Source organism: Marinifilum sp., from assembly GCF_965230805.1.
Lineage (GTDB): Bacteria > Bacteroidota > Bacteroidia > Bacteroidales > Marinifilaceae > Marinifilum.
Genome location: NZ_OZ246019.1, coordinates 3,661,757 through 3,688,355 on the forward strand (window position 1 = coordinate 3,661,757; position 26,599 = coordinate 3,688,355).

17 protein-coding genes are annotated in these 26,599 nt (G+C 36.8%); 8 read left to right on the forward strand and 9 right to left on the reverse strand.

Features of this window, described 5'->3' with window-relative positions:
* The gene (locus tag ACO05S_RS14500; protein WP_421918724.1) at positions 1–1,068 is read left to right on the forward strand and encodes a PAS domain-containing protein; all 1,068 of its coding nucleotides are present in this window, start codon (positions 1–3) and stop codon (positions 1,066–1,068) included.
* On the opposite strand, the gene ACO05S_RS14505 is transcribed toward ACO05S_RS14500, so the two are convergent.
* The 9 genes from ACO05S_RS14505 to ACO05S_RS14545 all read right to left on the reverse strand — a co-directional run bounded on the left by ACO05S_RS14505 (position 1,059) and on the right by ACO05S_RS14545 (position 12,616).
* On the reverse strand, positions 1,059–2,117 hold the full coding sequence (locus ACO05S_RS14505) for a substrate-binding domain-containing protein (RefSeq protein WP_421918725.1): 1,059 nt from the start codon (positions 2,115–2,117) through the stop codon (positions 1,059–1,061). The genes ACO05S_RS14500 and ACO05S_RS14505 overlap by 10 nt on opposite strands.
* 220 nt (positions 2,118–2,337) lie before the next feature.
* Positions 2,338–3,789, reverse strand: coding sequence for an MFS transporter (locus tag ACO05S_RS14510; RefSeq protein WP_421918726.1), 1,452 nt, complete (start codon positions 3,787–3,789; stop codon positions 2,338–2,340).
* 130 nt (positions 3,790–3,919) lie between these two features.
* Positions 3,920–5,110 (reverse strand): mannonate dehydratase, encoded by a 1,191-nt coding sequence (gene uxuA, locus ACO05S_RS14515; RefSeq protein WP_421918727.1) that lies wholly within the window; start codon positions 5,108–5,110, stop codon positions 3,920–3,922.
* Between the two features lie 179 nt (positions 5,111–5,289).
* Positions 5,290–6,129: an SDR family oxidoreductase gene (locus ACO05S_RS14520; protein WP_421918728.1), complete on the reverse strand. Its 840-nt coding sequence runs from the start codon at positions 6,127–6,129 to the stop codon at positions 5,290–5,292.
* A gap of 78 nt (positions 6,130–6,207) precedes the next feature.
* On the reverse strand, positions 6,208–6,879 hold the full coding sequence (locus ACO05S_RS14525) for a bifunctional 4-hydroxy-2-oxoglutarate aldolase/2-dehydro-3-deoxy-phosphogluconate aldolase (protein ID WP_421918729.1): 672 nt from the start codon (positions 6,877–6,879) through the stop codon (positions 6,208–6,210).
* A 35-nt stretch (positions 6,880–6,914) separates the two neighbouring features.
* On the reverse strand, positions 6,915–7,952 hold the full coding sequence (locus ACO05S_RS14530; protein WP_421918730.1) for a PfkB family carbohydrate kinase: 1,038 nt from the start codon (positions 7,950–7,952) through the stop codon (positions 6,915–6,917).
* A 19-nt stretch (positions 7,953–7,971) separates the two neighbouring features.
* Positions 7,972–9,375 (reverse strand): glucuronate isomerase, encoded by a 1,404-nt coding sequence (uxaC, locus tag ACO05S_RS14535; RefSeq protein ID WP_421918731.1) that lies wholly within the window; start codon positions 9,373–9,375, stop codon positions 7,972–7,974.
* Between the two features lie 304 nt (positions 9,376–9,679).
* Complete coding sequence (locus tag ACO05S_RS14540; RefSeq protein ID WP_421918732.1) at positions 9,680–11,167, reverse strand: UxaA family hydrolase; 1,488 nt, start codon at positions 11,165–11,167, stop codon at positions 9,680–9,682.
* The gene (locus ACO05S_RS14545) at positions 11,168–12,616 is read right to left on the reverse strand and encodes a tagaturonate reductase (RefSeq protein WP_421918733.1); all 1,449 of its coding nucleotides are present in this window, start codon (positions 12,614–12,616) and stop codon (positions 11,168–11,170) included.
* Between the two features lie 600 nt (positions 12,617–13,216).
* On the opposite strand from ACO05S_RS14545, the gene ACO05S_RS14550 reads away from it, so the two are divergent.
* The 7 genes from ACO05S_RS14550 (at position 13,217) to ACO05S_RS14580 (ending at position 26,599) form a co-directional block, all read left to right on the forward strand.
* Positions 13,217–16,180 carry a SusC/RagA family TonB-linked outer membrane protein gene (locus ACO05S_RS14550; protein WP_421918734.1) on the forward strand — a complete coding sequence of 988 codons (2,964 nt, stop codon included), beginning with the start codon at positions 13,217–13,219 and terminating at the stop codon, positions 16,178–16,180.
* 30 nt (positions 16,181–16,210) lie between these two features.
* Positions 16,211–17,839 carry a RagB/SusD family nutrient uptake outer membrane protein gene (locus ACO05S_RS14555; RefSeq protein WP_421918735.1) on the forward strand — a complete coding sequence of 543 codons (1,629 nt, stop codon included), beginning with the start codon at positions 16,211–16,213 and terminating at the stop codon, positions 17,837–17,839.
* A gap of 219 nt (positions 17,840–18,058) precedes the next feature.
* Positions 18,059–20,131, forward strand: coding sequence for a GH92 family glycosyl hydrolase (locus ACO05S_RS14560; RefSeq protein WP_421918736.1), 2,073 nt, complete (start codon positions 18,059–18,061; stop codon positions 20,129–20,131).
* Between the two features lie 11 nt (positions 20,132–20,142).
* A complete protein-coding gene (locus tag ACO05S_RS14565) occupies positions 20,143–21,717 on the forward strand; it encodes a glycoside hydrolase family 28 protein (RefSeq protein ID WP_421918737.1) in 1,575 nt (524 codons plus the stop codon).
* A gap of 33 nt (positions 21,718–21,750) precedes the next feature.
* A complete protein-coding gene (locus ACO05S_RS14570) occupies positions 21,751–24,048 on the forward strand; it encodes a GH92 family glycosyl hydrolase (RefSeq protein ID WP_421918738.1) in 2,298 nt (765 codons plus the stop codon).
* A 358-nt stretch (positions 24,049–24,406) separates the two neighbouring features.
* Entirely contained in the window at positions 24,407–24,718 is a 312-nt protein-coding gene (locus ACO05S_RS14575; protein ID WP_421918739.1) for a hypothetical protein, read from the forward strand.
* Between the two features lie 351 nt (positions 24,719–25,069).
* Entirely contained in the window at positions 25,070–26,599 is a 1,530-nt protein-coding gene (locus tag ACO05S_RS14580; RefSeq protein WP_421918740.1) for a glycoside hydrolase family 28 protein, read from the forward strand.

The window sequence follows — 26,599 nt, forward strand, 5'->3', positions numbered from 1 at the left end:
ATGAAGGATGCAACTTTAATGTGGGTAGAGCAATTGCCTTGTGTACTTATTAATTTGGATGACTCACAGATTGAATATGAGAATGTGGGTGTTTATGATCTGCATAAAGAGACCCCTTCCTTACTGATCAAAAAAGCCAAAGAATTGTATGCTACCAAAGGAGATGTAATTGAATTGAAAGAAGAAATTCTGAATTTAATTGATTTTGCCAAAGACTGCTCATGGTGTGGTTTTTATAGCAGTAGTGCTGTAACATTTTTTGGAGCGTTTTGCAACAGTGCAAATGTAAAGCCGGGATCAGGGAATACAAATAAATTGTCTGAAAAAATAAATGAGTTGAACCTGCCGGTAATCATTTTAGGAAATGATGACTATATAGAGTATGTAAGCGTAGGAGCCTGTAAATTATTCGATAAGCAGGAGTTTGAGATGAAGTCGGTTGGGTTGGCATCGCTTGTTTTATCTGAACTGAAGAAAGAGCTGTTTGATTCTTATTATTTGAACAAATACAGATCTTACTTTGCATTAAAATCTTTACACGAAAATAAACAAGGCGCATACATTTATAAAAAAATTAACTTTTACAATTTTGGTTCGCGCAAATTGGTTTTATTCGAAAATGTAAAAGATGAACTACATCTCGATCACCAAATCCCATACTATTTAAAGAACTTAAACCTGGATAGTCAAATGTTAGTATTCACAAATATGGATGGAGAAATACAATATGCTAATGAAGCCTTTGAAGATCAAACAGGATTTGATAATAATGAACTTATAGGCCAATCTATATCAATTATTAAGTCGGGATGCCATTTGGGCGACAGGTATAGAGAATTGTGGAATACCATTAAAGCAGGTAATGTATATAAAACTGTAATGAGAAATAAAACAAAGGATAATAAGTATTACTGGGAAGATATTACCATTAAACCCATTTTAGACATTCAGCAACAGTCAATAGGATACCTCAAAATAACGAATGAAAGCTCTATGTGTGTTTTGCATGATGAACTTCTGCGAGAGAATAATAGTAATTATTGGGAAGCTGATCTATATCAAGCCTGATAGAGTTTATAACTTTCTCGGTTGATGATATCAACAGGCAATATTTCGTCTCTATTAATCTCTTGGTGGAGCATCACATGTTCAAATAATTTTTTAACAGCTTTAAATCCTTGTTGGTAAGGATGTTGACCAATTAAATAATTAATTGAACCCTTGTTGAGGTTTTTAATATTCTGTTCAATAGGGTCAAATCCTACCAAAGTAATATCATCCAGTTGATTTCGAAGTAAATATTCGGCAATCTTATATACTTTGGAACCCGTAATGTAAATGGCTTTAATGTTTTGATTTTTAGATAGGATATCGTCTAGCTTCTCTTTTATCAAAGCAGATTTTGAGGTAGGGATTTCAATGTTGATTTTAAGTCCGGTATTTCTGCCATGATCCATGAAATAACTCAAAAATCCTTGTGTCCTCTTATTTAAATGATGAACATTTTCAAGATTTTTTGCCAGGTTAATGATTAAGATATCACCGTTGGCAGGGGTGCTGTAGTCTACTACATTTGCAGCAACACGACCACTATGATATCCATCGCTACCCACATAAGCCAGATAGTTGCATTCCTTGATTTTCGACTCAAGAAAAACATAAGGTATGCCCTGCTCTTCAAGTTTTTCTATAAAGTCCAGGCTTTCCTTTTTAAAAATAGGAGGAAATACAACACCGGACGGTTTTAATTTTAAGATATCCTCTGTTTGCTTTATAAAATCGCTTTCGTTGTAATGCTCAAAAAAGAATTTTTCAACTTTTATCTGAAATTGTTCGAGTTCACTTTCCGCATCGCTAATTCCATTTAGAGGACGCTTCCAAAAGATATCTTCTTCGGATGGGGTAGGCAATAAAGTAGCAAAAACACATGTTTTTTTTGAAGTTAAAGCGCGGGCAATTAAGTTGGGTTGGTAATTGTTTTTATTCGCAATCTCAAGGATTTTTTTCTTGGTTTCTTCGGCTACTTCGCCTCTGTTGTGTAGAACACGATCAACTGTACCTACCGAAACACCTGCTTGTTCCGCTATATCTTTAATTCTGATTTTTGCTTTTGCCATGTTATTTTTTAAAATCGAGAACGAGGTTGTCCAAAAAGTTTAATATGAATGTCGTTCCGGGGAAAACGAAAAATCTCTATCATCAAGAATTGGATGTTTAACTCTGTTTGATCATGATACAACATCATTTGAACTTTTTGGACAGCCTCATTGCAGCTATAATATATTACAATTATGAGTCAAAAATAATCAATCTTATTTAAACGCTATTATATTTTTATTATTCTGTAATTGGTTTATATTTTGGAACCAAGGATTTCATGATGATCCAGCCAATTAAATAAGCGACAGCACAAATTGAGAAGATAATGAAATAACCAGCTTCAATTCCCTGGAATCCCATAAATTTCATGTTTGTATTTGCAGCATGATCAAAAAGAACACCCGATCCTTTATTAATACAGAATGAGCTTAGCCCTCCTGCCATTCCGCCAATTCCGGTAATTGTTGCAATCGAAGAACGAGGAAACATATCTCCTGTTGTGGAGAAAATGTTAGCCGACCATGCCTGGTGAGCAGCTCCGGCAATACCAATAATAATTACAGGAAACCAATAAGAATATTCACCTAATGGTTGAGCTAAAAGAGCCAACAAAGGAAAGAATGCAAATATTAACATCGCTCTCATTCGGCCGGCATAAGGATTCATTCCTTTTTTATCAACAAAGTAAGTTGGTAACCATCCTCCGATTATCGACAATAAAGTAATCGCATACAGCACAAAAAGTAATAACTGAGCCATAGAGTTATCTGACGTTAATCCGTAAACATCACTTAAATAGGCTGGAGTCCAAAATAGAAAGAACCACCAAACACCATCAGTCATAAATTTTCCTAGAATAAACGACCAGGTTTGTTTGTATTTAAAATTATCCATAAATGATAGTTTTAAATCTTCGTTAGCCACATTTGATTCTGTGTTGTTGTTGCTGGAATCTTGATTGATGTATTCCAGTTCGGCCTGGTTAACCTTTGGATGTTCATGTGGTTTTTTATACATGAATTGCCAGAAAAACATCCAAATAAAGCCTAAAGCTCCAATGATAATAAAGGACATCTCCCATCCAAAATGAGAAGCAATGATTGGAATACTAATTGGAGCAGCTAATGCACCAACTGTAGCACCGGCATTAAATATACTTGTAGCATAAGCTCTGTCTTTTTTCGGAAAATATTCGGCAGTTGTTTTAATGGCTGCGGGAAAGTTTCCAGCTTCACCAATTGCAAGTACGAACCTCGCAAAAATGAATAGAACAACGCTTACATTTATTACTTTCGAAACATTACCAACCTGTTCAATCGCATCTTTTGCCCCTTCGAAACCAACAAACCATTCGCCTGCTACAATGCCCGAGGTTGCTATTCCGCAAAAAGCATGTAAAATGGCACCTACCGACCAAACACCGATTGCCCAAAGGAAACCTTTTTTGGTATCGAGCCAGTCAATAAACCGTCCTGCCACTAATAGCCCAACTGCATAGAATACAGAAAATAGAGCTGTGATATTACCATAGTCATTGTTTGTCCAATGAAATTCAGGTGCAATAAAATCTTTCCAGGTAAGTGACAAAACCTGACGATCTAAGTAGTTTATGGTAGTTGCAAAAAACAGAAGGTAGCAAATTTGCCATCTGTATTTCGACATACGTTCTTTTGTTTGTGAAGCTGTCATTGACATCATTTTGAATAAATAATAGGTGTGTAAATTAAAATTTCATCTGTTTATATTTTTTAGCCATTTGCCAGAAGGAAGTGGCAAGATTAAGATAATCATTACCGTGTGTGATTAATAATTGTTTTAATCACGCTTGTTTCATACTGGCAATTAAACCTTGCTCCAAACCTCTCAATTCTGCCAATCCTTTCATACGGCCGTAAAGAGAATATCCTGGGTTGGTTGATTTGGGAAGATCGTCTAACATTTTATTGCCATGATCCGGACGCATAGGGATTTGCCAGTCTTTTCTGCCCGCACTTTTACGTTCTTGTTCTTCAATTAACAAAGCTTTCATAACTGCCGGGATATCTATATCGCCATCGAAAAGGTAGTTTTCGAAGAAGTTTCCTTCAGCATCACGGCTTACATTTCTTAAATGAACAAAGTTGATTCTTGCTGCCAATGTTTTTGCCATTTCAGGCAAATCATTAAAATGACCTGCTCCAAATGAACCTGTACAAAGTGTAATTCCGTTGGATACCGAATCTACTACTTTTGTTAGTTCAAGAGCATCATCTATTGTACTTACTACTCTTGGTAATCCCAGCAGGGCACGTGGTGGATCGTCAGGGTGGATTGCCATGCGAACACCAGCTTGTTCGGCAGTAGGAATAATTTCTCTTAAAAAGTCGTGAAGATGCTTTTTCAGTTGCTCCGCTCCAATTTCTTTGTACCCGTCTAATACCTTCTGAAAACTTTCCAAAGTATAAGATTCTTCAGCTCCTGGAAGGCCAGCAATTACAGTTTTGGTTACCTTTTCGATTTCGTCAGCTTGCATGCTATTGAATTTAGCTATAGCTCGTTCTACTAGTTCGGTTGGATAATCCTTTTCAGCATTCGGACGTTTAAGCATATAAACATCAAAGGCTACAAATGTTACCATATCAAACTTTAGTGCATTCGATCCATCTTCAAAATCAAATTCTAAATCGGTTCTCGACCAATCCAGTACAGGCATAAAATTGTAGCAAATGGTTTCAATGCCGCAAGCTCCTAAATTCTCGATACTTTCTTTGTAATTCGCGATGTATTGCTTATAATCGCCGGTTTGTTTTTTAATATCCTCATGTACCGGAACGCTTTCTACCACCGACCAACGAAGGCCGGCAGCCTCTATTTCATCAATTCTTTTTTGGATTTCTTCTTTCGTCCAAACTTCACCGTTTGGAATATGATGAAGAGCCGTTACAATACCTGTAGCTCCTGTCTGTCTGATTTCTTGTAATGATATCGGATCGTTTGGCCCATACCATCTCCAGGTTTGTTCTAAAGCCATGTTATATTTTTTATAAATGATCAAAGTTTTGCACTTGTACTAAAATAGGTAAAACGGATCGAGGTGATTGTGTTCTAAATCCGCTTTACCATCTTGACATGCTAACCTAACTAATCATATAATTGAAACTAAATTTCTAAAATATCTTTAAATAAAATTGAGCACTGACGGCTCTATCTTTAAACACCACTATAAGCGCTAAACCCTCCATCAACGGGAATAACAACTCCAGTAACAAAAGCCGACCAATCTGACAAAAGATAGAGTAGGGTTCCTTGCAATTCTTCTGGAGTACCGTAACGTTCCATAGGGGTGTTGCCAATAATTTTCTTTCCTCTCGGGGTTGGTTCTCCTGTAGCTTCATCGGTTAATAAAAACCTATTCTGATTTGTTAACAAGAAGCCTGGAGCGATTGCATTTACGCGTACACCCATTTTCGAGAAGTGAACTGCCAACCATTGTGTAAAGTTATTAATAGCTGCTTTAGCTGCAGAATAGGCTGCAATTCGGGTTAATGGGCGATAGGAGTTCATAGAGGAAACATTAACAATTGAACCTTCTTTTGATTCAATCATATCTTTTGCAAAAACCATGGTAGGCAACAAAGTTCCTTTAAAATTAAGGTCAAACACTTTGTCAAAACCTTCCATCTTCATTCCAAAGAAAGTATCGTCTAAATTATCTAAGTCTGCCTCAACCATTTGTTCAACACCTGATGTAGCCAGAGGAGAATTTCCTCCGGCTCCATTGATTAAATAGTTTACACTCCCCAGCTTACTATTAATAATTTCTTTTGCTTGTTGAAGCGATTCTTTATCTAATACATTTGCACCAACACCTACAGAGGGTACTTTGTATTCATTTTCAATTTCTTGAGCTAATTTTTCAACAGCTACCGCATTGATGTCAAGCAGAGCAGTTTTAACTCCCATTGCAGCTAATGATTTTGCCATTGCAGAACAGATTACTCCTCCTGCTCCTGTAATAACTGCAATCTTATGTTCTAAGTTCGTGTTCATATAATTCTAGATTTTAGATGTGAGATTTTAGATGTGAGACTTGTAAAGAGAGATCCTCTCATGCCTCATTTCTAATATCTAGTATTTTAATTCTTGTATGATTGATATTGCGTTAGCCGTAGCCTTTTCAATAGCGCTATAATTGAAAGAACCATCGGCGTTTTTTATTATGAGTTGAGATCCCATCCCAACACAATGAACTCCAGCATTGAACCATTTTTCAAGATTTTCTCTTTCTGGCTTAACACCACCTGTTGGCATGATAGATGACCAAGGGAAAGGCCCTTTTACAGCCTTTACAAAATCTGGCCCGCCAACTTGGGCTCCAGGGAAAATCTTTACCACTTCGGCACCTAACTCTTCTGCATAAGAGATTTCGGTAAGCGAGCCGCAACCAGGCGACCACGCCACTTTTCTTCGGTTACAAACTTTCGCCATTTCAGCGTTTAAAATTGGGGAAACAACAAAGTTTGCACCCAACTGAATGTATAATGAAGTTGTTCCCGCATCGATAATAGAACCAACTCCTAAAATCATTTCAGGACATTCTTTTGCTGCCCATTTGTTTAGTTCACCAAAAACTTGGTGTGCAAAATCACCACGGTTCACAAACTCAAACAATCTTGCACCGCCCTTGTAACAGGCTTTTAATACCTGTTTGCAAACTTCTATATCCGAATGAAAAAACACAGGAACCATTCCCGTTTCTTTCATTTTTAAAGCAACTTCTATTCTTGTAAATCTTGCCATTTTATTCAATTATATAATTACGAATAAATAATCCTTTAGCGTGCAACTCGTCCCGATGCATCACCACTCATAAGTTTCTCTACCTCTTCTACCGAGACCTGATTATAATCTCCATAAATGGTGTGTTTCAAGCAAGAGGCAGCAACTGCAAAATTTAATGCCTTTTGATCATTTTCCGGCCAAGTAATTAATCCATAAATCAAACCACCCATAAATGAATCTCCACCTCCAACACGGTCTACAATATGAGTAATCTGGTAGGTGTTGTTTGCTTTAAAAAGAGTCTCACCATCGTACAATACACCTGTCCATGAGTTGTGGTTTGCGCTTATTGATCCGCGTAAAGTGGTGATTACTTTTTTACAACGAGGGAATTGTTTCATTATTTGTTGCGAAACAGAAAGGTAAGCATCAGCTTCTACCTGTCCACCTTTAACATCAACCCCTTTAGGTTGAATACCTAGTACTTTCTCGGCATCTTCCTCGTTGCCTAAAATTATATCGCAACCAGCAACCAATTCAGGCATAATTTCATCAGCAGATTTGCCATATTTCCATAGATTTTTTCTGTAATTTAAATCTGTAGAAACAGTTATTCCTCTCTTGTTTGCCTCTTTAATTGCCTCCAGGCATACATCGGCTGCTCCTTGCGAAATGGCAGGAGTAATTCCTGTCCAATGAAACCAAGTAGCACCTTCAAAAACTTTATCCCAATCAATCATTCCTGATTCGATTTGAGAAATTGCAGAATGCGCACGATCGTAAACTACTTTACTTCCACGACTAACTGCACCAGTTTCAAGGAAATAAATTCCAAGACGATTTCCACCCCAAACTATGTTGTTAACCCCAACTCCATATTTGCGAAGATCCATCATACAAGCACGGCCGATGTCATTTTTAGGCAGACGGCTAACAAAGTCTACATCAATACCATAATTTGCTAGTGATACTGCTACATTTGCTTCGCCACCACCGTAGGTTGCATTAAAGTTGTCCACTTGCGAAAACCTTGCATAACCAGGAGTTGCAAGCCTCAACATGATTTCACCGAAGGTAATTACTTTGCTCATTGTATAAGTTTTACTTGTTTTAGAAATTGAAATAATTTTTTGCGTTGTAGTAACAGATTCCCTGTACCACTTCTTTTAGTAGTTCTTCATTATATGGGATCAATCCCTTCTCAACATCATTTCCGATGAGGTTACACAAAATTCTTCGGAAATATTCATGACGACTATAGCTAAGAAAAGAACGAGAATCGGTAAGCATACCAACAAAACGGCTTAACAAACCCAGATTTGAAAGGGCATTCATTTGCTTTTCCATGCCATCTTTCTGATCAAGAAACCACCAACCAGAACCCCACTGTATTTTCCCGGCAATTTCGCCATCCTGAAAGTTACCAAGCATAGTTGCATAAACTTCATTATGTGCAGGATTTAGATTGTATAGAATGGTTTTAGTTAGTTTGTCTTCAGTTGCCAACCTGTTTAAAAACTTTGACATGTCCTCGGCAACCAATTTATCTGCAATAGAATCGAATCCCGTGTCGGCACCCAAATGATTAAACATTTTAGTGTTATTGTTGCGAATAGCTCCAATGTGGAATTGTTGTACCCAACCTTTGGAATGATCCAATACGGCAAATTCGTACAGCATGGCAGATTTGAACTTCAGAATTTCGTTTTGATTAAGATCTTCTCCTTTACGGATTTTTGAAAATATTTCAGAGGCTTCTGCATTTGTATATTCTGCAGAGAAGAATTGTTCCAGACCATGATCTGAAGCTTTACAACCCATTTCAGCAAAGAAATCGTGTCTCTTTTGTAAAGCAGATAAAAGACCATCAAACGAATTAATTTCCATTTCTGCAGCAGCTGATAGTTTGTCAATGTATTGGTTGTACTCGATTGCGTTATCAACAGCCATGGCTTTATCAGGTCTCCACGAAGGAACCACTTTGGTTTCAAAATCAGATTCTAGAATGGCTTTATGATATTCCAGAGAATCAGCAGGATCATCGGTGGTGCCAATAACTTCTACATTGGCTTTGCGAATTAAACTTTTGCATGAAAATTCAGGAGTGTTTAGTTTATCATTGCAAGCTGCCCAGATTTCTTCTGAAGTTTCAGGGCATAGAATCTTTTCAATTCCAAATGGTTTTTTAAGCTCTAAATGAGTCCAATGGTATAGAGGATTACGTAATGTATAAGGAACTGTTTTAGCCCAATTTTCAAACTTCTCCTTATCAGTTGCAGATTCTCCGGTTATACCATCTTCCTTAACACCATTGGTTCTCATGGCCCTCCATTTGTAATGATCGCCATATAACCAAATTTGAGTTATATTTTCAAACTGCTTGTCTTCGGCAATCTCTTGCGGAGAGATATGGCAGTGATAATCAATAATGGGAAGATCTGCAGCAAATTCGTGATATAGCTTTTTTGCTGTTTCTGTCTCCAGTATAAAATCTTTATCTAAAAACTTTTTCATGATTGTTTATATTATTCTTTATTCGTTAGCGAGCACGAGCTGTAAGCAAATAAAAATTTAAATCGATTGTATCTCTCTATAAAAAGGAAATGATTTAAATTGGATTTCTCTTGTCGTGCACGAACACGAAGGTAAAATGTTTTTTATTTTTGGACAAATATTTTTATATCCTAAATGGCTTGCCATTTAATTCTTGCAGTAGGATAAATGTTCTACAATTCAACAAATCCGGGAAGATGTTTGCTTTAATATCATCTATTGCAAGCATTAAAACATACTTATTTAAAACTGTTCTAAAGAATTATTAAAGAGTTACCCCCGTTTTAAATATTGCAATTTCTCGGAATCCGGTTTTTTCATGATTCACTTCTTCGCCATTGGCCACTTCGATTACGTAATTTACAAATTCTTCTGACAGAGTGTTCATATCACCGGTTTCCAGTAATGTGCCTGCATTAAAATCAATCCAATGCGATTTTCTCCTGGCTAGTTCACTATTGGTTGAAATTTTCATGGTCGGAATAAAACTTCCAAATGGAGTTCCTCGTCCCGTAGTGAAAAGTACCATTTGGCAGCCCGAAAAACCAAGAGCGGATGCTGCAACCAGATCATTACCAGGTGAGGATAAAAGGTTTAGTCCATTTTTCTTTATGCGTTCTCCATACTTTAAAACATCTACTATTTTAGCAGATCCTCCTTTTTGGGTACAACCTAATGATTTATCCTCAAGTGTTGAAATTCCTCCAGCCTTATTGCCTGGTGATGGATTTTCGTAAATGGGCTGATCGTGCTTGATGAAATAGTCTTTGAAATCATTGATGAGACTAACGGTCTTTTCAAAAACCTCTTCGCTATTGGCTCTTTCCATTAAAAGATGTTCAGCTCCAAACATTTCTGGAACCTCGGTAAGTACAGTGCTGCCACCATTGGCTATTAAGATGTCAGAAAAAACACCTAGTAAAGGATTGGCAGTAATTCCACTAAAACCATCAGAGCCTCCACATTTTAATCCGATTTTTAAATCAGCAATCGGACAGTCGGTTCTTTGATCTTCCTTAATGTTTAAATACAATTCTTCAACCAATTTTAGCCCTTCCTCTATTTCATTTTCAACATCTTGACTATTTAGAAATTTCACCCTTGTTTCATCATATTCACCAATAGATTGTTTTAATTCACTAATTTGGTTGTTTTCACACCCAAGTCCTAAAACCAATACACCACCAGCATTCGGATGTTTGATCATATTTCCCAAAACTGTTCTTGTGTTAACATGATCGTCGCCAAGTTGAGAACAACCATAATTATGGCCAAAAACGTGAATGTTTTCTATTTTTTCGGTATGATGCTGTTGTTTAAACAGTTTAACGATACTATTGGCTTGTCCATTTACACAACCCACAGTTGGAATGATCCACAATTCATTTCGAATTCCTACATCACCATTCTTTCGTTTAAATCCTTTAAAAGTTTTTCCTGAAGTTGCAATATTCAGCTCAGTAAAATTCGGATGATATTCATATTTCATACAATCCGACAACTTAGTTTTCACATTGTGAACATGCACATGATCTCCTGGGTTGATATTTGCCAAAGCATAACCAATAGGATTCCCATATTTGATAACATCTTCTCCTTTATTGATCTGTTGTAAGGCAATTTTGTGTCCCGCCGGAATGTCTGTTGTCAATTTTAGGCTAATGCCATCAATGGTGATTACTTGACCTTTTGAAGTCGCACTTGTTGCAACAAGTACATTATCATTGTCATGAATTTTTAAAACCTGTTCCATTTATGATAGTGTTTGAATTGCATTGTGAATTCCTTCTGATAAAATAAGGTATAACTGCTTGCTCACCAATTCGCCTAGCCCAGGCAATTGATTTAAATCTAATTCCCATAAATCAGAATACGCTAATACATTTTCTGTAAGAGATTTTACATTTTCCTTATTCAATTCAAATCCATCCCAAACCTTCCGCATAAAATCGATGTTCTTCTGATCATCTTGCAGTTCAATTTTCTTTCCATTGTATTCTCCACGATAATATGCGATTAATGCTGCAAGGGAAAATGAAAGGTGAGTAGGTGAGTCATTTTTCATTCTTGCATAATCAACCAGGGAACATAGGTTTCTTGTTTTCCATTTAGACATAGAGTTTAAGGCAATACTATTCCATTCGTGCCTGATGTATGGATTATAAAAACGCTCTAAAATTTTCTTGGCAAATTGGATTAGATCTTCTTTTTCACCCTTAATGGTTGCCAATATTTCATTGTAAACCATATTTTTCATGAATTTTCCGATTATCTCATGCTCTATACTCTCTCGAACGGTTTCAATACCAAATAGTAATGATACTGCGAAACTTCCAGTATGCGCTCCGTTTAAAACACGCACTTTCTGCTCTCTAAAATCGGTCATATCATCAACAAATTTTACTTGTAAACCAGCTTTATTCGCAGGGAATTCATCTTTTACCCATTTTGGAGCTTCAATTACCCACAAGTGAAAATATTCCCCAACAGTTACCAATTGATCTTCAAAGCCAAGTTCTTGTTGCACTTCTTCGATATGATCTTTTGGAAATCCTGGAACGATTCTGTCCACTAGTGTATTGCAAAAGGCACATGCTTCTTCCAACCAAGAAAAGAATTCGGCTTCGAGTTGCCAGTTTTTAGCGTGTTGCAGTACATATTTTTTAAGAAAGTCAGCATTTCTGTTAATTAGCTCACAACAAATAATAATCAATCCCTTTGATTTGTCACCCTTAAATGTTTTGAACCTTCTATATAATAAGGCAGCCATTTTTCCAGGAAACGAATCTTGTGGAGTTTGCTCAAAAGAATCTGATTCATTCCAACTAATACCAGCCTCTGTTGTGTTTGAAATCACAAATCTCAATTCCGGATTGTCAATTACATCCAGATATTTGTCATACTCGGTATATGGATTTAACGCACGGGTAACACAATCAATCAGCTCATTTTCTTGAATTGGTTTGCCATCTTTAATACCTTTTAATAGTACATGGTACAAACCATCTTGAGAATTGATAATTTCAGTCAGTCCTTTTTCAATTGGTTGGGCAATTACAATGCCTGTGTTATAATCAATTTCTTGATTCATCTTATTTACCATCCAATCAACAAATGCACGAAGAAAGTTTCCCTCTCCAAATTGTAATATTTTTTCGGGATATTGATTTAATCTTTCTTTAGATTGTCTATTTAATTTCATAAGAATATAGTTTTAAACGATTTCGAAGCTTGTGTTAGGTGTTATTAAAAATCATTTTATCTAAATATAAAACACGCCGTTAACGAGCACGAAGATAATTCAGCTTTTATAATCTTCCAAATAATTTTACAAAGCGGTTCTCTTTTCCTGATAATAATGATTTGTGAATCATTCTTTTTAACGAAAATTAAAACAAGCATATTCTGCATATTATTTTAAAACACGAAAACAATAGCTTCACATGAGTTTGATATAGTAATTAAATCATTCGCCTGCCTCCCTGTACTTATTAATCCTTTAAAAAAAAGATTTTTGGCTTCCTTGTATGTGCATGTTAAAAAGATTCAAATTTTGGAGTTGTAAATTACATTTTGCACTGGATGATCCTCTGAAAATTAGATTGGATTTTAATTGATTTTTGAGATTTTTTCATATGAATTGTTAAAAAAAACCTAAAAAATAGTTTTCTGTATGCCTTGTAAAAACAAGTGGTTCCAAAGGGTGATGAATATGTCCATGATTTTGAAAAATGCGTCCATTCCCCGAAAACGGTTTCGGTGTATATTTGTGTTAAGATTTGTTTAATAAACCAAAAAATCTATGAAGAAATTTAAGTTCAAATTATTGATGTTAGCCTTACTATTAGGCTTGTCATCTAACACCTGGGCGCAATCGTTAGAAGTGTCTGGTGTAGTCGTAGATGACCAGAATGTAACAATGCCCGGAGTATCTGTTGTATTAAAAGCTACAACTACTGGTACTGTAACGGATATCGACGGTAAATTTGCATTAACAGTTCCAGGCGGAACGGGTACTCTTGTATTTTCTTTTGTTGGATATGAAGCGAAAGAAATTATTCTAGATGGGAAAACCACTTCTTACCAAGTGCAGTTGGCAAGCTCAACAATTGGTTTAGAAGAGGTTGTTGCTATTGGTTATGGTTCTTTAAAGAAGAGTAATGTAACGGGTTCTGTTACTTCGATTGAGCCTGATGATTTTAATCAAGGAGCTGTTTCAGATCCAAGGCAGTTAATACAGGGTAAAGTTCCTGGTTTAACCATGACCAGAAACGGTGATCCAAGTGGTGGGATGAAAATATCCTTAAGAGGTCCATCCTCATTACGTGCAGGTGAAGGTCAGGAGCCTTTGTATGTAATTGATGGAGTTGTAGGAGCATCATTGGACTTGGTTGCTCCAGAGAATGTTGAATCGATGGAAGTTCTTCGTGATGCTGCATCGACAGCAATTTATGGAGCAAGAGCAGCCAATGGTGTAATCATGATTACTACAAAACGTGGAGAGGAAGGAAAGGCAGTAGTTAACTTTAGTTCTTACATGTCTTGGGATAAGATTTCCAATACAATTGATATGCTGGATGCCGATGAATATCGTCAATTTAATTCTGATAACAGCTTGCTGATTGATGATGATCAAAATGCAGATACTGATTGGGTTGATGAAGTTTCTCAAACTGGTGTTACTCAAAATTACAATGTAGGTATATCCGGAGGTAACAAATCCACTACTTATGCAGCTAGTGTAACCTATCAGGACAAGGAAGGTGTGATTAAAAATTCTTCTCAAGAAAAATTTATAGTAAGAGCTAATCTACAGCAAAAGGCACTGAATGATAAATTAAGTTTAAATTTTGATCTTTCTTCAAGTGTTAAAGAGCAAAACAAGATTCGCGAAGAAGTTTTTGAAAATATGCTACGATACCAACCAACTGTTGGGGTTTTTAATGAGGATGGCACTTATTTTGAGAATTTTGATAAAACAGATGGAGGGTCTTATTATAACCCGGTTTCACTTTTAGACAATAATGTAAACAAAGTAAAGACAAAGACCATATTTGCATCGGTAAGTGCAAAGTATAATATTATCAAGAATTTAGACTATAAGCTTAGCATGTCGTACCAGAATACACAGGTGAATGATAATAAGTACTTTGGAAGAAATACCGGATTGTCAGATTATCGCACTTTTAATGGTGTTGCAGAGAGAAAAGCTTATGAAGATGAGCAAAAATTATTGGAAATGATTTTAACTTATGATTATAATATTAATGATCATGATTTTAAATTTTTAGCAGGTTATTCTTGGCAGGAAAACAACAAGGATGATGGTTTTGGTAGAGTTGCAACGAATTTCTCAAATGATAATATTAGCTATTATAATCCAAATTTGGGATCTAATACGGAATCAATTATAGCTCCTAATGTCAGTTTATCAACCTTAAGAATGATTTCTTACTTTGGGCGTATAAATTATAGCTATAAGAGTAAGTACTTATTGCAAGCATCAATTCGTCGTGACGGTTCTTCTGCTTTTGGTGCTAACGACGGCTGGGGAAATCACCCTGCATTCTCGTTAGGATGGAGAGTTACGGAAGAAGGTTTTATGGATAAACAAACATTGTTTGATAATCTTAAACTAAGACTTGGTTATGGTGTTAGTGGTAATTCCTTAGGGTTTAATCCTCTGTCTAATATTATTCGCTATGGAGTAAATACAGATGCTCAGACGTTTTATAGCAATGGAGAATATATAACCGCTACAACAATTGTTCAGAACTACAATCAGCTTTTAGATTGGGAAAGAACTTCAATGTTGAATATAGGTGTTGATTTTTCTGTTTTGGGTGGAAAAATTAATGGTTCCGTAGAATGGTACAATAAGAAAACATCAGACCTAATTCTTGAAGCTCAGGTTGATAGAAGTGCAGGTATTTGGCCAGGGACAAATGGAATGGTTTGGACTAATGTTGGAGAGATGGAAAACAAAGGTTTTGAAGTTTCTCTTAATGCAACGCCAATCAGAAATGCTGACTTTGAGTGGAATACATCGTTAAATGCTTCGTTTAATAGAAACGAAATTACAAAAATGTCTAACTTTCAATTTTCGACAGACTCTATTAGGGTAACTGATGTAGGAGGTAGAGGCCAGAGTGGAGATAGACAACAAATTATTCAAGTTGGTCAAGACTATGGTACATTCTTCACAAGAAAATATGCTGGTAAGGATGCTAATGGTATCACTCAGTTCTATACAAGCGATGGAGGAGTTACTGTTAATAGATCTGATGCTGGATTATTTTATACAGGAAGTCCTCATCCAAAAGTTACTTGGGGATGGCAGAATAATTTGAAATATAAAAACTGGTCATTAAGCTTCTTTTTCCGCGGAGTGGCAGGAAATAAAATCCTAAATGCAACATTAGCTCAACTCAATATGGTTGGAGTAGCTGGTAATTTTAATATTCCTAAATATGGTTTAGGTGATTCAGTTGATGATTACAATTCAGATGTAGTTAGTGACAGATATGTTGAGAAAGGAAATTTTATCAGACTTGATAATTTAACTCTTGCCTACAATTTCAAACTTAATAGCGAGATTTTTAAATCTCTTAGAGTGTATTCAACAGTGAATAATGTGTTTACAATTACAGATTATGAAGGAGTTGATCCGGAAATTGATATTATTGGTAATGAGCCAGGTGTAGATAATGAAAACTTTTATCCATTTACAAGAACCTTCTTATTTGGTGTGAGTGCTACATTTTAACCTGACTTTATGAATAAAAAAATGAAGACAATGAAAAAGAATATATTAAAGGTCTTAATGGGAGCAGTGCTTGCTTTAGTTGTAATGGCATCATGTTCCGAATTAGATGTAGATGTGAAATCAGAGTTTGTAGAAGAGAACTTCCCAACTACACCTGAGGATTTTGAAGCACTTTCGGGAGGTGTATATAATGAGTTAAAGCACGAGTTGTTCATATTATGGTTTTGCTTGGAGTGTTCTGGCGATGCAATGATGTTACCGGCAAATAATGGTGGAGGTTGGTTTGATGGAGGTCGTTATAGAGATCTTCATATGCATACTTGGCCAACAGATCATCAATTTATTACAAGAGCGTGGAATAAGTTCTTTGCAGGAATAACTCAATGTAATATTACTCTGGATGCCTATAAGAATGCAGAGGATAATGATGTAAAAACCAGAGCAGTTGCAGAGATGCGTGGTATGAGAGCATACTATTACTATATGTTAATGGATATGTTTGGAGGGGTACCTATTATAAACGAGTTTGGTGAAATTGTTGAGACGAGAAACACAAGAAAAGAGACATATGAATTTATTGAAAGTGAGTTGTTAGAGATCATGGACGATTTAAGTTCAGCTTCTGATAAATCTACATATTCAAAGGTTAATAAATGGACTGCATATGCTCTTTTGGCCAAAATGAGTCTTAATGCACCTGTTTACATCGGTGAGAATAGGGCAAATGATGTAGTAAAATATTGTGATGCCGTTATCAATGAGGCTACAACAAATGGAACATTTGAACTTACTGATGACTATATGAGTGTGTTCCATTATCAAAATGGTCCTGAAATTAAGGATATCATTTTTGCAATACCATTTGATGGTTGGTTTGATACCAATAATAATTATGCCTTGTTTTTTGCTCGTTATTGGATGACTAAACCTTTCCAGAATGCATGGGGTATTAAAAAAGGCAGCGGTCCAATGCGTGCACAACCTGTTTTTTATGACTTGTTTACCGAAGACCAAAATGATGAGCGTAATGCACAATGGTTAACAGGTCCACAGTACGATTTGGAAGGAAACCCGATAATTATGGAGTTAACATACGAGGAGTTAGATGCTGTGAAATATGCAGGAACTGAATTGGCAGCACGAGATACAGCTTGGCATATTGAATTTACTAAGGAGGTAAATATTCCTAATACAGAATCTTGGCAGTTAATTGCAAAGGATCAGGTTAGACAACATGAAGGATATAGAAGTGTTAAATTTTTTCCTGATGTAAATAATTCTGTTCCAGATCGTCGCCAAAGTAATGATTTTCCGATTTTCCGTTATGCTGATATTTTATTGATGAAAGCGGAAGCAATAACATTGCAGGGAGCTTCAAGTTCAGACGATGCATTGTCTTTAGTTAATGCCGTTAGAGCGAGATCAAGTGCAAGCTTATTTACAGCTGACGAAATTGATTCGGAAGAGGAGTTTTTAGCTGAAAGAGGGCGAGAATTTGCTTTTGAAAACTGGAGAAGAAATGATATGATTCGTTTAGGAGCATTCGAAAGTAGCTATACTTTTAAAACCGACGATAATCTTAAAAAGAGATTATTCCCTATTCCTCAGGAAGCTATAGAAGCAAATCCTTTATTGAACCAAAATCCAGGTTACAACTAAGCCATCAATAATTTGATTAGTTAGTGATAATTCCTAAGGGCAGGCCATAGTTGTCTGCCCTTTCTTTTAGAAAAATCTACTACATTCGGAATTTAAATATTGATAGGGATTCAGATCCATAAATCGAAACAATTTGTCCATATTCATAAAAAGATTCGCACATATTATTGCAGTATAATTAATCAACTATTGTTATTAAACTGAGAACTTACACTTACTATGAATACTTTGAAAATTTATTTTTGGACTTTTTTAATGATTGCAGGCTTAATGATGTCTTGTTCAAGCGAGAAAATTGTTAAGAAAGATAATGCCCAATACATTGATCCATTTATTTGCACTGCAGACGATCACGGACAAACCGACCCTGCTGCAGGAATTCCTTTTGGAATGATTAAACCATGCCCGGATACAGACCCGATTGCGCACTCGGGATACGACTATTCTGCAAATGAGATTGTAGGATTTTCACATACCCGATTTTCGGGTGTTGGCTGCCGCGGAGTAGGAGGTAATATCAGAGTATTACCTTTTATTAAGCGAGATAGCATCCCTCATAAACTGGCATATCGTAAAGAATCGGAAATTGCCAAGCCAGGTTACTATTCGGTAGTGCTTGACGGAAATATAAAGACAGAACTAAGTGCTACAGGAAAGCTGGCATTTCATAAATATACATTTCCTGCATCTAATCAGTCGGGCTTAAGTATTGATTTGGCGAGTTCCTTCGCCGGACATATTTCGGAAGAACATCAGGTAGATGAAGAAGGAATTATTTCGGGAAAAGTAGAATCGGTTAATGTATGCCGATTAGGAAAATACTCCTTTTATTATGCATTTTATTTGGATAAAGAAACTAAGACATTAACCAAAGATGGATCAAAACTATATTATAGTTTTGCCTCTAAAGAAAATGAAATCATAAAGGCTTATTGCGCTGTTTCGATAATAAGTGCCGAACAAGCAATTAAAAACCTGAAAAGTGAAAAATATTTACCATTCGAAGAGGTTAAGGAGTTGGCATACAAACAGTGGAATGATTTGGTAAATATTGTAGATGTTGAAACTACAAACGAATCGTTGAAAAGACTTTTTTATACGCATTTGTATCATGCCACCCAATCTCCTTTCTTAATTAGCGAAGAGGATGGAAGCTACAGAGGAAGTGATGGACTAATTTATAAGACAGGAAGTTCTCCATATTTCCATGGATGGTCGATTTGGGATACCTTCCGAAGTAAACTGCCATTGTTGTCATTCTTATATCCCGAAAGGTATAGTGAAATGATGAATTCTATTGGAGAGCTATACAAACAGGGAAAACCGGATTGGGCAACAGAAACAGAGCCTTTTGTTACCATTCGAACTGAGCATTCAATTGTGGTATTGCTTGAAGCTCACCGAAAAGGATTATTGAGCTATTCTTTAGATGAAATTTACCCTTTCTTAAAAAAGGAAGCTGAAGAACTTCCGTTTAAATCTCCGGATAATGTATTGGAATCGAGCTTTGATCTTTGGGCAATGTCGGAAATTGCTAAGGATTTGGGCTATGAAGAAGATGCTAAAGAGTATCTGTCTAAAGCAATGGATTACCGTAAAATCTGGAAAGAGAAATTTATGGTGATGGGTGAGAATTCTGATATCATGCATGGTGATGGGCTTTACGAAGGTACATTATGGCAGTACCGTTGGTTTGTTCCTTTTGATATTGATGGCATTCAGGATTTGCTTGGAGGAAAAGAAATATTCGAAAATCAATTGGATTATTTCTTCGAGAATGAATTGTTTAACATGGGAAATCAACCAGATATTCAGGTACCCTATTTATATGCTTATACCAATTCGCCATGGAAAACCCATCGTCTTGTGAATACATTGCTTACCGAAGAGACCAACAATTGGTATGGAACACATAAAAAATGGGAAAAGCCATTAACCAGAAAAATATTTGCCGATTCACCAAAAGGTTATATCAAAGAAATGGATGATGATGCAGGAACAATGTCGGCATGGTATGTTTGGTCGGCAATGGGATTCTATCCTGTTCATCCAGGCGATACAGAAATGGTAATTACTGCACCACAGTTCGATAAAATGAGTATTGCTTTGCCCAATGGAAAATTGGAGATAGAAACCAAACGAGCTTCAGAAAAATCAATCTATATACAGAAAGTAGTGTTTAACGGTGAAGAATTAAACTCATGCTTTATCGATTTTAATCAGCTTATTAAAGGTGGTAGAATAAACATTGAACTGGGCGATCAACCGAATAAAAATTGGGGAACGAAATAAGAATGAATCACATGAATAATAAATCAAAGCTTAATATAGTAGCGGCAATATTTGCTTTTACTATCTCATTAATCCTTTTAACAGGCTATACTGTTTCGGCCAATACCAAAAAATTTATTGTTACCGAGTTTGGAGCTGTTAAGGATGGTAAAACCCTTAATACTTCAGTTATTCAAACATTAATTGATAAGGCCAACAAAAAGGGTGGTGGAACCATTGTTTTTCCTGAGGGCAAATACTTGTCGGGGAGTTTACAAATGAAATCGAATGTGAATTTGCACTTCGAAAAAGGTGCTGTTTTGCTGGGAAGTACAAATCCGTATGATTACAAAAAAGTAGAAATGCCTGGCAGACCCGATTCTCCTAAAAAGGATGATAATTCGCAAATGGCATTTTTAGTTGCGCACAAGGCACATAATTTTACTCTTTCGGGTGATGGAAAAATTGATGGACAAGGTCGTGCCTTGGCATTGAATATTGATAGTTTGCACCATGCAGGGGTTTTAATTGATCCTAAATACAATACACGCAGAAATCGTCCGAACGAAACAGCACGCCCAAAATTATTCCGCTTTTCGCAATGCGATAATGTGAACATTCTGGATTTGAACCTTCACAACGGTTCATGTTGGGGCTTGTCTTTCGAATTGTGTAAGGATTTGACTTTGGATAATTTAAAAATTGTAAACAGAGCTTATTGGAATAACGATGGAATGGACATTACGGACTGTACCCGAGTAAAAGTGATGAACTGCGATGTGAATTCGGCTGACGATGGAATTTGTCTGAAATCATATTATCCGGGACACTGTAACGATACCATTTTAATTGAGAATTGCGTGGTTCGTACAAGTGCTAGTGCCGTTAAATTTGGAACTGCCTCTTATGGTGGATTTAAAAATGTTACCATCCGAAACATTAAGGTGTACGATACTTTCCGATCTGCAATTGCAATAGAATCGGTTGATGGGGCTACAATTGAGAATATTGATGTATCAAATATTACAGCCAAAAACACCGGAAATGCTATTTTTATTCGATTGGGTCATCGTGGAGGTGAAAAACCAGGTATCGTAAAGAATGTTCACATTCACGACATAAAGGTTCAGGTTCCTTTTGGAGTTCCGGATGAAGCTTATGATATGAGAGGTCCGGCAGTGAATTTCTTCCATAATCCTATTCCTTCATCCATTACTGGTATTCCGGGGCATTGTGTCGAAAATGTAAGGATCGAAAATGTGGAGATTACTCACCCGGGAAGAGCATCTAAAGGAATGGCTTATGTACCTTTAAGCAGGTTAGATCAGGTGCCTGAAAAAATTGGCAACTATCCTGAATTCTCGATGTTTGGAGAATTGCCGGCATGGGCTTTCTATGTGCGTCATGTAAAAGGAATCACAATAAAAAATGTGAAATTAAAACTGGAAGATGAGGACTTTAGGCCAGCTTTTATTTTTGATAACGTAAAAGGAATTGAAATGAATGAGGTGCAGCTTCCCCAAAGCAATCACAAACAGATCATCTTAAAAGATTCTCAGAAAGTAAGCCTGGGTTCGGATTTAGAAAGTACAAAAAGAGAATTGTAAAATTATAAGTAGGTAAACTCATAAGCTAAAGATATGTTTAAATCGATACCTATTAGACTTGTATTGATAGCGGTAATCTTTACTGCATGTCAGTCCGAAGATCATCCTGTAAATTTGGTGGATTACGTGAACCCTTTAATTGGTACGGCTCCATCGACCACAATTAGTGCCTTGGAACACGGCCATGGTAAGGAAAACAATGCACAGGTGGTGCCATATGTTACCGTGCCTTTTGGAATGACCAACTGGACACCGCAAACCAAGCCAAGCGAAACCAAGTGTCATGCGCCTTACTACTACACTGATTCAATCATCCAGGGATTTAGAGGCAGTCACTGGTTAAGCGGATCGTGTGTGCAAGAATATGCAAGTATGAGCCTAATGCCTTTATCAGGCGATTTAAAATGTTTGCCAACAGTTCGAGGATCAAGATATTCTCACGATAAAGAAAAGGCAACACCATATTTGTATCAGGTTTATCTGGATGATTATGCAATTGATGCTGAAATGACAGCTACAAAACGTTCGGGCCTTTTTAAATTTCGTTATCAGAACGAAGGTCAAGCGCATCTGGTGGTAAATCCAAATAGCGATGAGGGGCAAGGATTTATTCAAGTTATCCCTGAATCGAACGAAATTGTAGGATACAATCCTGCCCACAGAATTTACCAGGGATGGGGAGAACCAACCGGTTTCAGTGGTTATTTTGTGCTTCAATTCGATCGTGATATCCAAACTTACGGAGTATATCAAGGCAAGGAAATCTTCGAAGGAAAAACTCAGATTTCTGATTCGGAAGATTTAGGAGCATATATCTCATTCATGGTTGAGGCAGGAGAAGAAGTATATGTAAATGTTGGAACCTCATTTACCAGTATCGATCAGGCCAGAAAAAATCTTTATGCAGAAACGCATCAAATCGACTTTAGTAAAGCATCGGATGAGCTTAAAAACACTTGGGAAAATCTGCTTGGCAAACTAAGAGTGGAAGGAACAAACGAAGATGATAAAACCAAGTTTTACACCGCTTTGTACCACAGTTTTCTGCAACCACGAACATTTAACGATGTTGATGGCAGTTACGTTTCCTTCGCAGGCAGTAAGCAAATTCTAAATAGTGGAGACAAGGACTATTTCGTTGATTTTTCTATGTGGGATACTTACAGGGCATCGCATCCATTATTTAATATCTTAATGCCTAAAGCTAGTGCTGATATGATGCACAGCTTGTTTTTAAAGGCCGAACAAGGAGAATGGTTGCCAATATTCCCATGTTGGAATTCCTATACTTCGGCTATGATTGGCGATCATGTAATTGCTACAATTGCCGATGCTTATATTAAAGGAGTTATCGATTTAACAGATCAGCAATATGCATATCTGCTAAAAAATGCCTTCGAATCTCCTAAAACCTTCGAGGAATATAAAGAAGGGAAAGGTCGTCGTGCCTTAAAATCTTATTTAAAGTATGGATATATTCCTTTAGAGGATGGAGTGGAAGAATCCTTTCATCAAAACGAGCAGGTATCAAGAACACTTGAATATGCCTTTGATGATTTTGCATTGTATCAGGTAGCCCTTAAAAAAGGGGATAGCAAAAATGCAGAATTGCTAAAGCAGCGTGCCTTAAACTATAAAAATGTTTACAGTCAAGCTGATTCGTGTGTAAGAGGAAGGTTTGCTGATGGGAGTTTTACCGATGATTTCGACAAGTTTATTCGCAAATCATACATCACCGAAGGAACGCCATATCAGTACACCTGGTATGTACCTCATGATGTTGCAGGATTGATTGATTTAATGGGTGGAGATATAGGATTTAATGCCAATTTGGATAGATTTCATAAGGCCGGACAATATTGGCACGGAAACGAGCCCGGACATCAAATTCCGTTCATGTACAATTACAGTGGCCAGCCCTGGAAAACTCAGGAACTGGTTAAAGAGGTAATGAAAAAAGAATATGGAGTAGGGCCTGGTGGATTAAGTGGTAACGATGATGCCGGACAAATGTCGGCATGGTACGCTTTTGCTGCCATGGGGTTTTACCCGGTATGTCCTTCCACGCCCGAGTATGTTATTTCAGGACCGCATTTCGATAAAATTACCATAGAATTGGAGAATGGGAAGAAGTTTGAAATTATTGCAGATGGAGCATCGCAGGGAAATAATTACATACAATCACTTAAGGTGAATGGAAAGGAAAGCGATAAGAACTATTTAAATCATTTCGATATTATCAATGGGGGAATACTTGAGTTTAAAATGGGTAGTACGCCCAATAAATTATGGGGTGTATTTCCCGATTCAAGACCATCTTCTATGAAATAAAAAAGTCGGCAAAGCCAGATCATTATATCGGTATTACCATGAAATGAGTTTTAACTTGTTTTAAGAATTTTGAGTGTAGCGAAAGTAAAAAATAGAGGCATAGTATTCCTTACGGTGATATTTTTTACGGAATTAATAACTCAAAACGACAAAAGAAGGAGACGCATTTCATGGTTTTACTTTTATGATCGTGGCTTGCATTGCAATCCCGAAAGGATATCCTTTTAATCTTCATGATCAATCACCTCCGTTTATTATCAGAAGAAGTTCACCTCTTGGTGATTTCACTTGTCTACTCGCTTAATTTTTCTGCTCCTCTGCTTGAGTCTCTTTCGTCGCTAAAAATAATTTGTTGGTAATGTGTTTTAATACAGAGCAATATGCTTGCAATAATGTTCTTACATATTATTATGTAGCCCCAACGGAAAACCTCAACCGAGCGGCGGAAAACTTTAACCGAGCAGCGGAAAACCTTAACCTGTTGGTGGAAAATCTTAAGCCGGCAATAAATTATTATAAGCCAGCAACGGAAAATGATAAGCAATCGGCAAAAAACGATAAGCATCGGGCGGAAGCTTGCAAGCAGTGGGCGGAAAATGGTAATATAGCTAAGGAAAATCTTAAGCAAGCAGCGGAATGTCATAAGCAGGCAGCGGAATATTGTAACTGAGCAGCGGAATAAGGTAAGCAAGCAACGGAGTGTCATAAGCAAGCAGCAGAATATGACAATAAAAGAACGAAAGCTGATAAGCATGAAGCAAGTGATTTTAAAATGTAGCCGAATTGTTTCTTTTAGCCTAACGGCGATAAAAAAAATCTGCCACGAAAATTCATATTTATTTAATGTGATAGAGAGGTAAATTATGACAATAGATTAATCGAAACCGGTATATTGGCATGCAAGCGCTTCATTCCCAATTTAAATGAAAGATTGATCCATATTTATGAATAAATTATTCATATGCTTGATGTACAAATGTGCTATTATTGTAATATTGCGATACGTCTAAAAAAAGCAAATATGAAGACCATTAATTGCCTCACAAAAGTAAAAATGATTGCAGTCCTTATTGGAATCATTTTAACCGCTTGCCATCAAAACCATTCAGGGATTTTTGATATTACTAATTACGGAGCCTTGGCCGATGGGCAAAGTATAAATACCAAAGCCATTCAGGATGCCATTGATGCTGCCTATAGGAACGGAGGCGGTAAGGTTGTAATTCCTGCCGGCACATTTGTATCGGGTACTTTAATCTTAAAAGATAAAGTGAATTTGCATGTGAGCTTGGGAGCCACCTTATTGGGATCACCTAATCTGGAAGATTACATCGAAATGAGTTGGGGGCATAACTGCGATCGTCAACCCTGGCATTTGATTTATGCCGATTCGGTAGCCAATATTGCGATTACCGGCGAGGGTATAATTGATGGGAATGGCAAATGTTTTTGGGAAGAATATGAGAAAGACGAACAGGGGAACATGATTGTGCCACGTTGGATTAAAGCAAAAAAGCATAAAATTAGTCCTTTAATTGATATTAATAATTCAAGCAATATCACTGTAAAGGATGTTACGGTGAAAACCGGTGGAGGCTGGAACATTCATTTGTTCAATTCCAGTATTGCAAAAATCAAAGGAGTGCGCATAATCAATAACATTTACAGTCCAAACTCCGATGGAATTGACCTGACGGGATGCTCGGATGTAAGGGTTTCGGATTGTTTTATTAAAACCTGCGACGATGCGATTGTTGTAAAAACCGTGGCCAATAGTAATGTGTCGGAGCGAATATCGGTATCGAATTGTATAATGGAAACCCTTTGTGTAGGAATTAAGCTGGGAGCAGGCGAGTCGTACAAAGACATGCGCGACATTAATTTCTCGAACTGCGTTTGCAATGGATCATCTCGTTTTTTTGGATTATACTCTAAAAATGGAGCAGTAATCGAGAATGTAGTAGTAAATAATCTTACAGGAAACACCAATGCCAAGTTGGTGTACAACAGACCCATTCAATTGATGGTGGAAAAGAATGCAAATGGCATTGTGGGAGGAATCAGAAACGTAATCATAAGCAATGTGGCAGCACATACCGATGGCAGGGTATTAATGACTTGCGATCCGGATGGATTTATGGAAGATATTTACTTTCGTGATGTGATTCTGACCTATCCTAGAATCGAAGATCCTGCTGCTATGATCGATGGAGCCGGAAGTAATCAATTTCCGCGTGTAAGCGAGTTTAAAGAAGCAGGAGCCGCTCGTGCAGCTTTTGTTGCCGAGAATTTAAATAATCTGGTAATCGATAATTTAAAAATTAACTGGCCGCAAGAGTTTGTTCCTGAAAGCTGGCAACACAAAGAGCGAATTGAAAATGGAACCAAAAGAATTCATAAAGCCAATTATAGCAATCCGCGCGAAACAGAGTTTTTTGCTTTGTGGGCAAAAAATGTAAAAGGTGGATATATTGATGCATCTTTGGTTCAAGCGTCGAATGCTAAGATGAAAAAATTCAACCTAATAAATTCAACACTTAGAATTAAATAA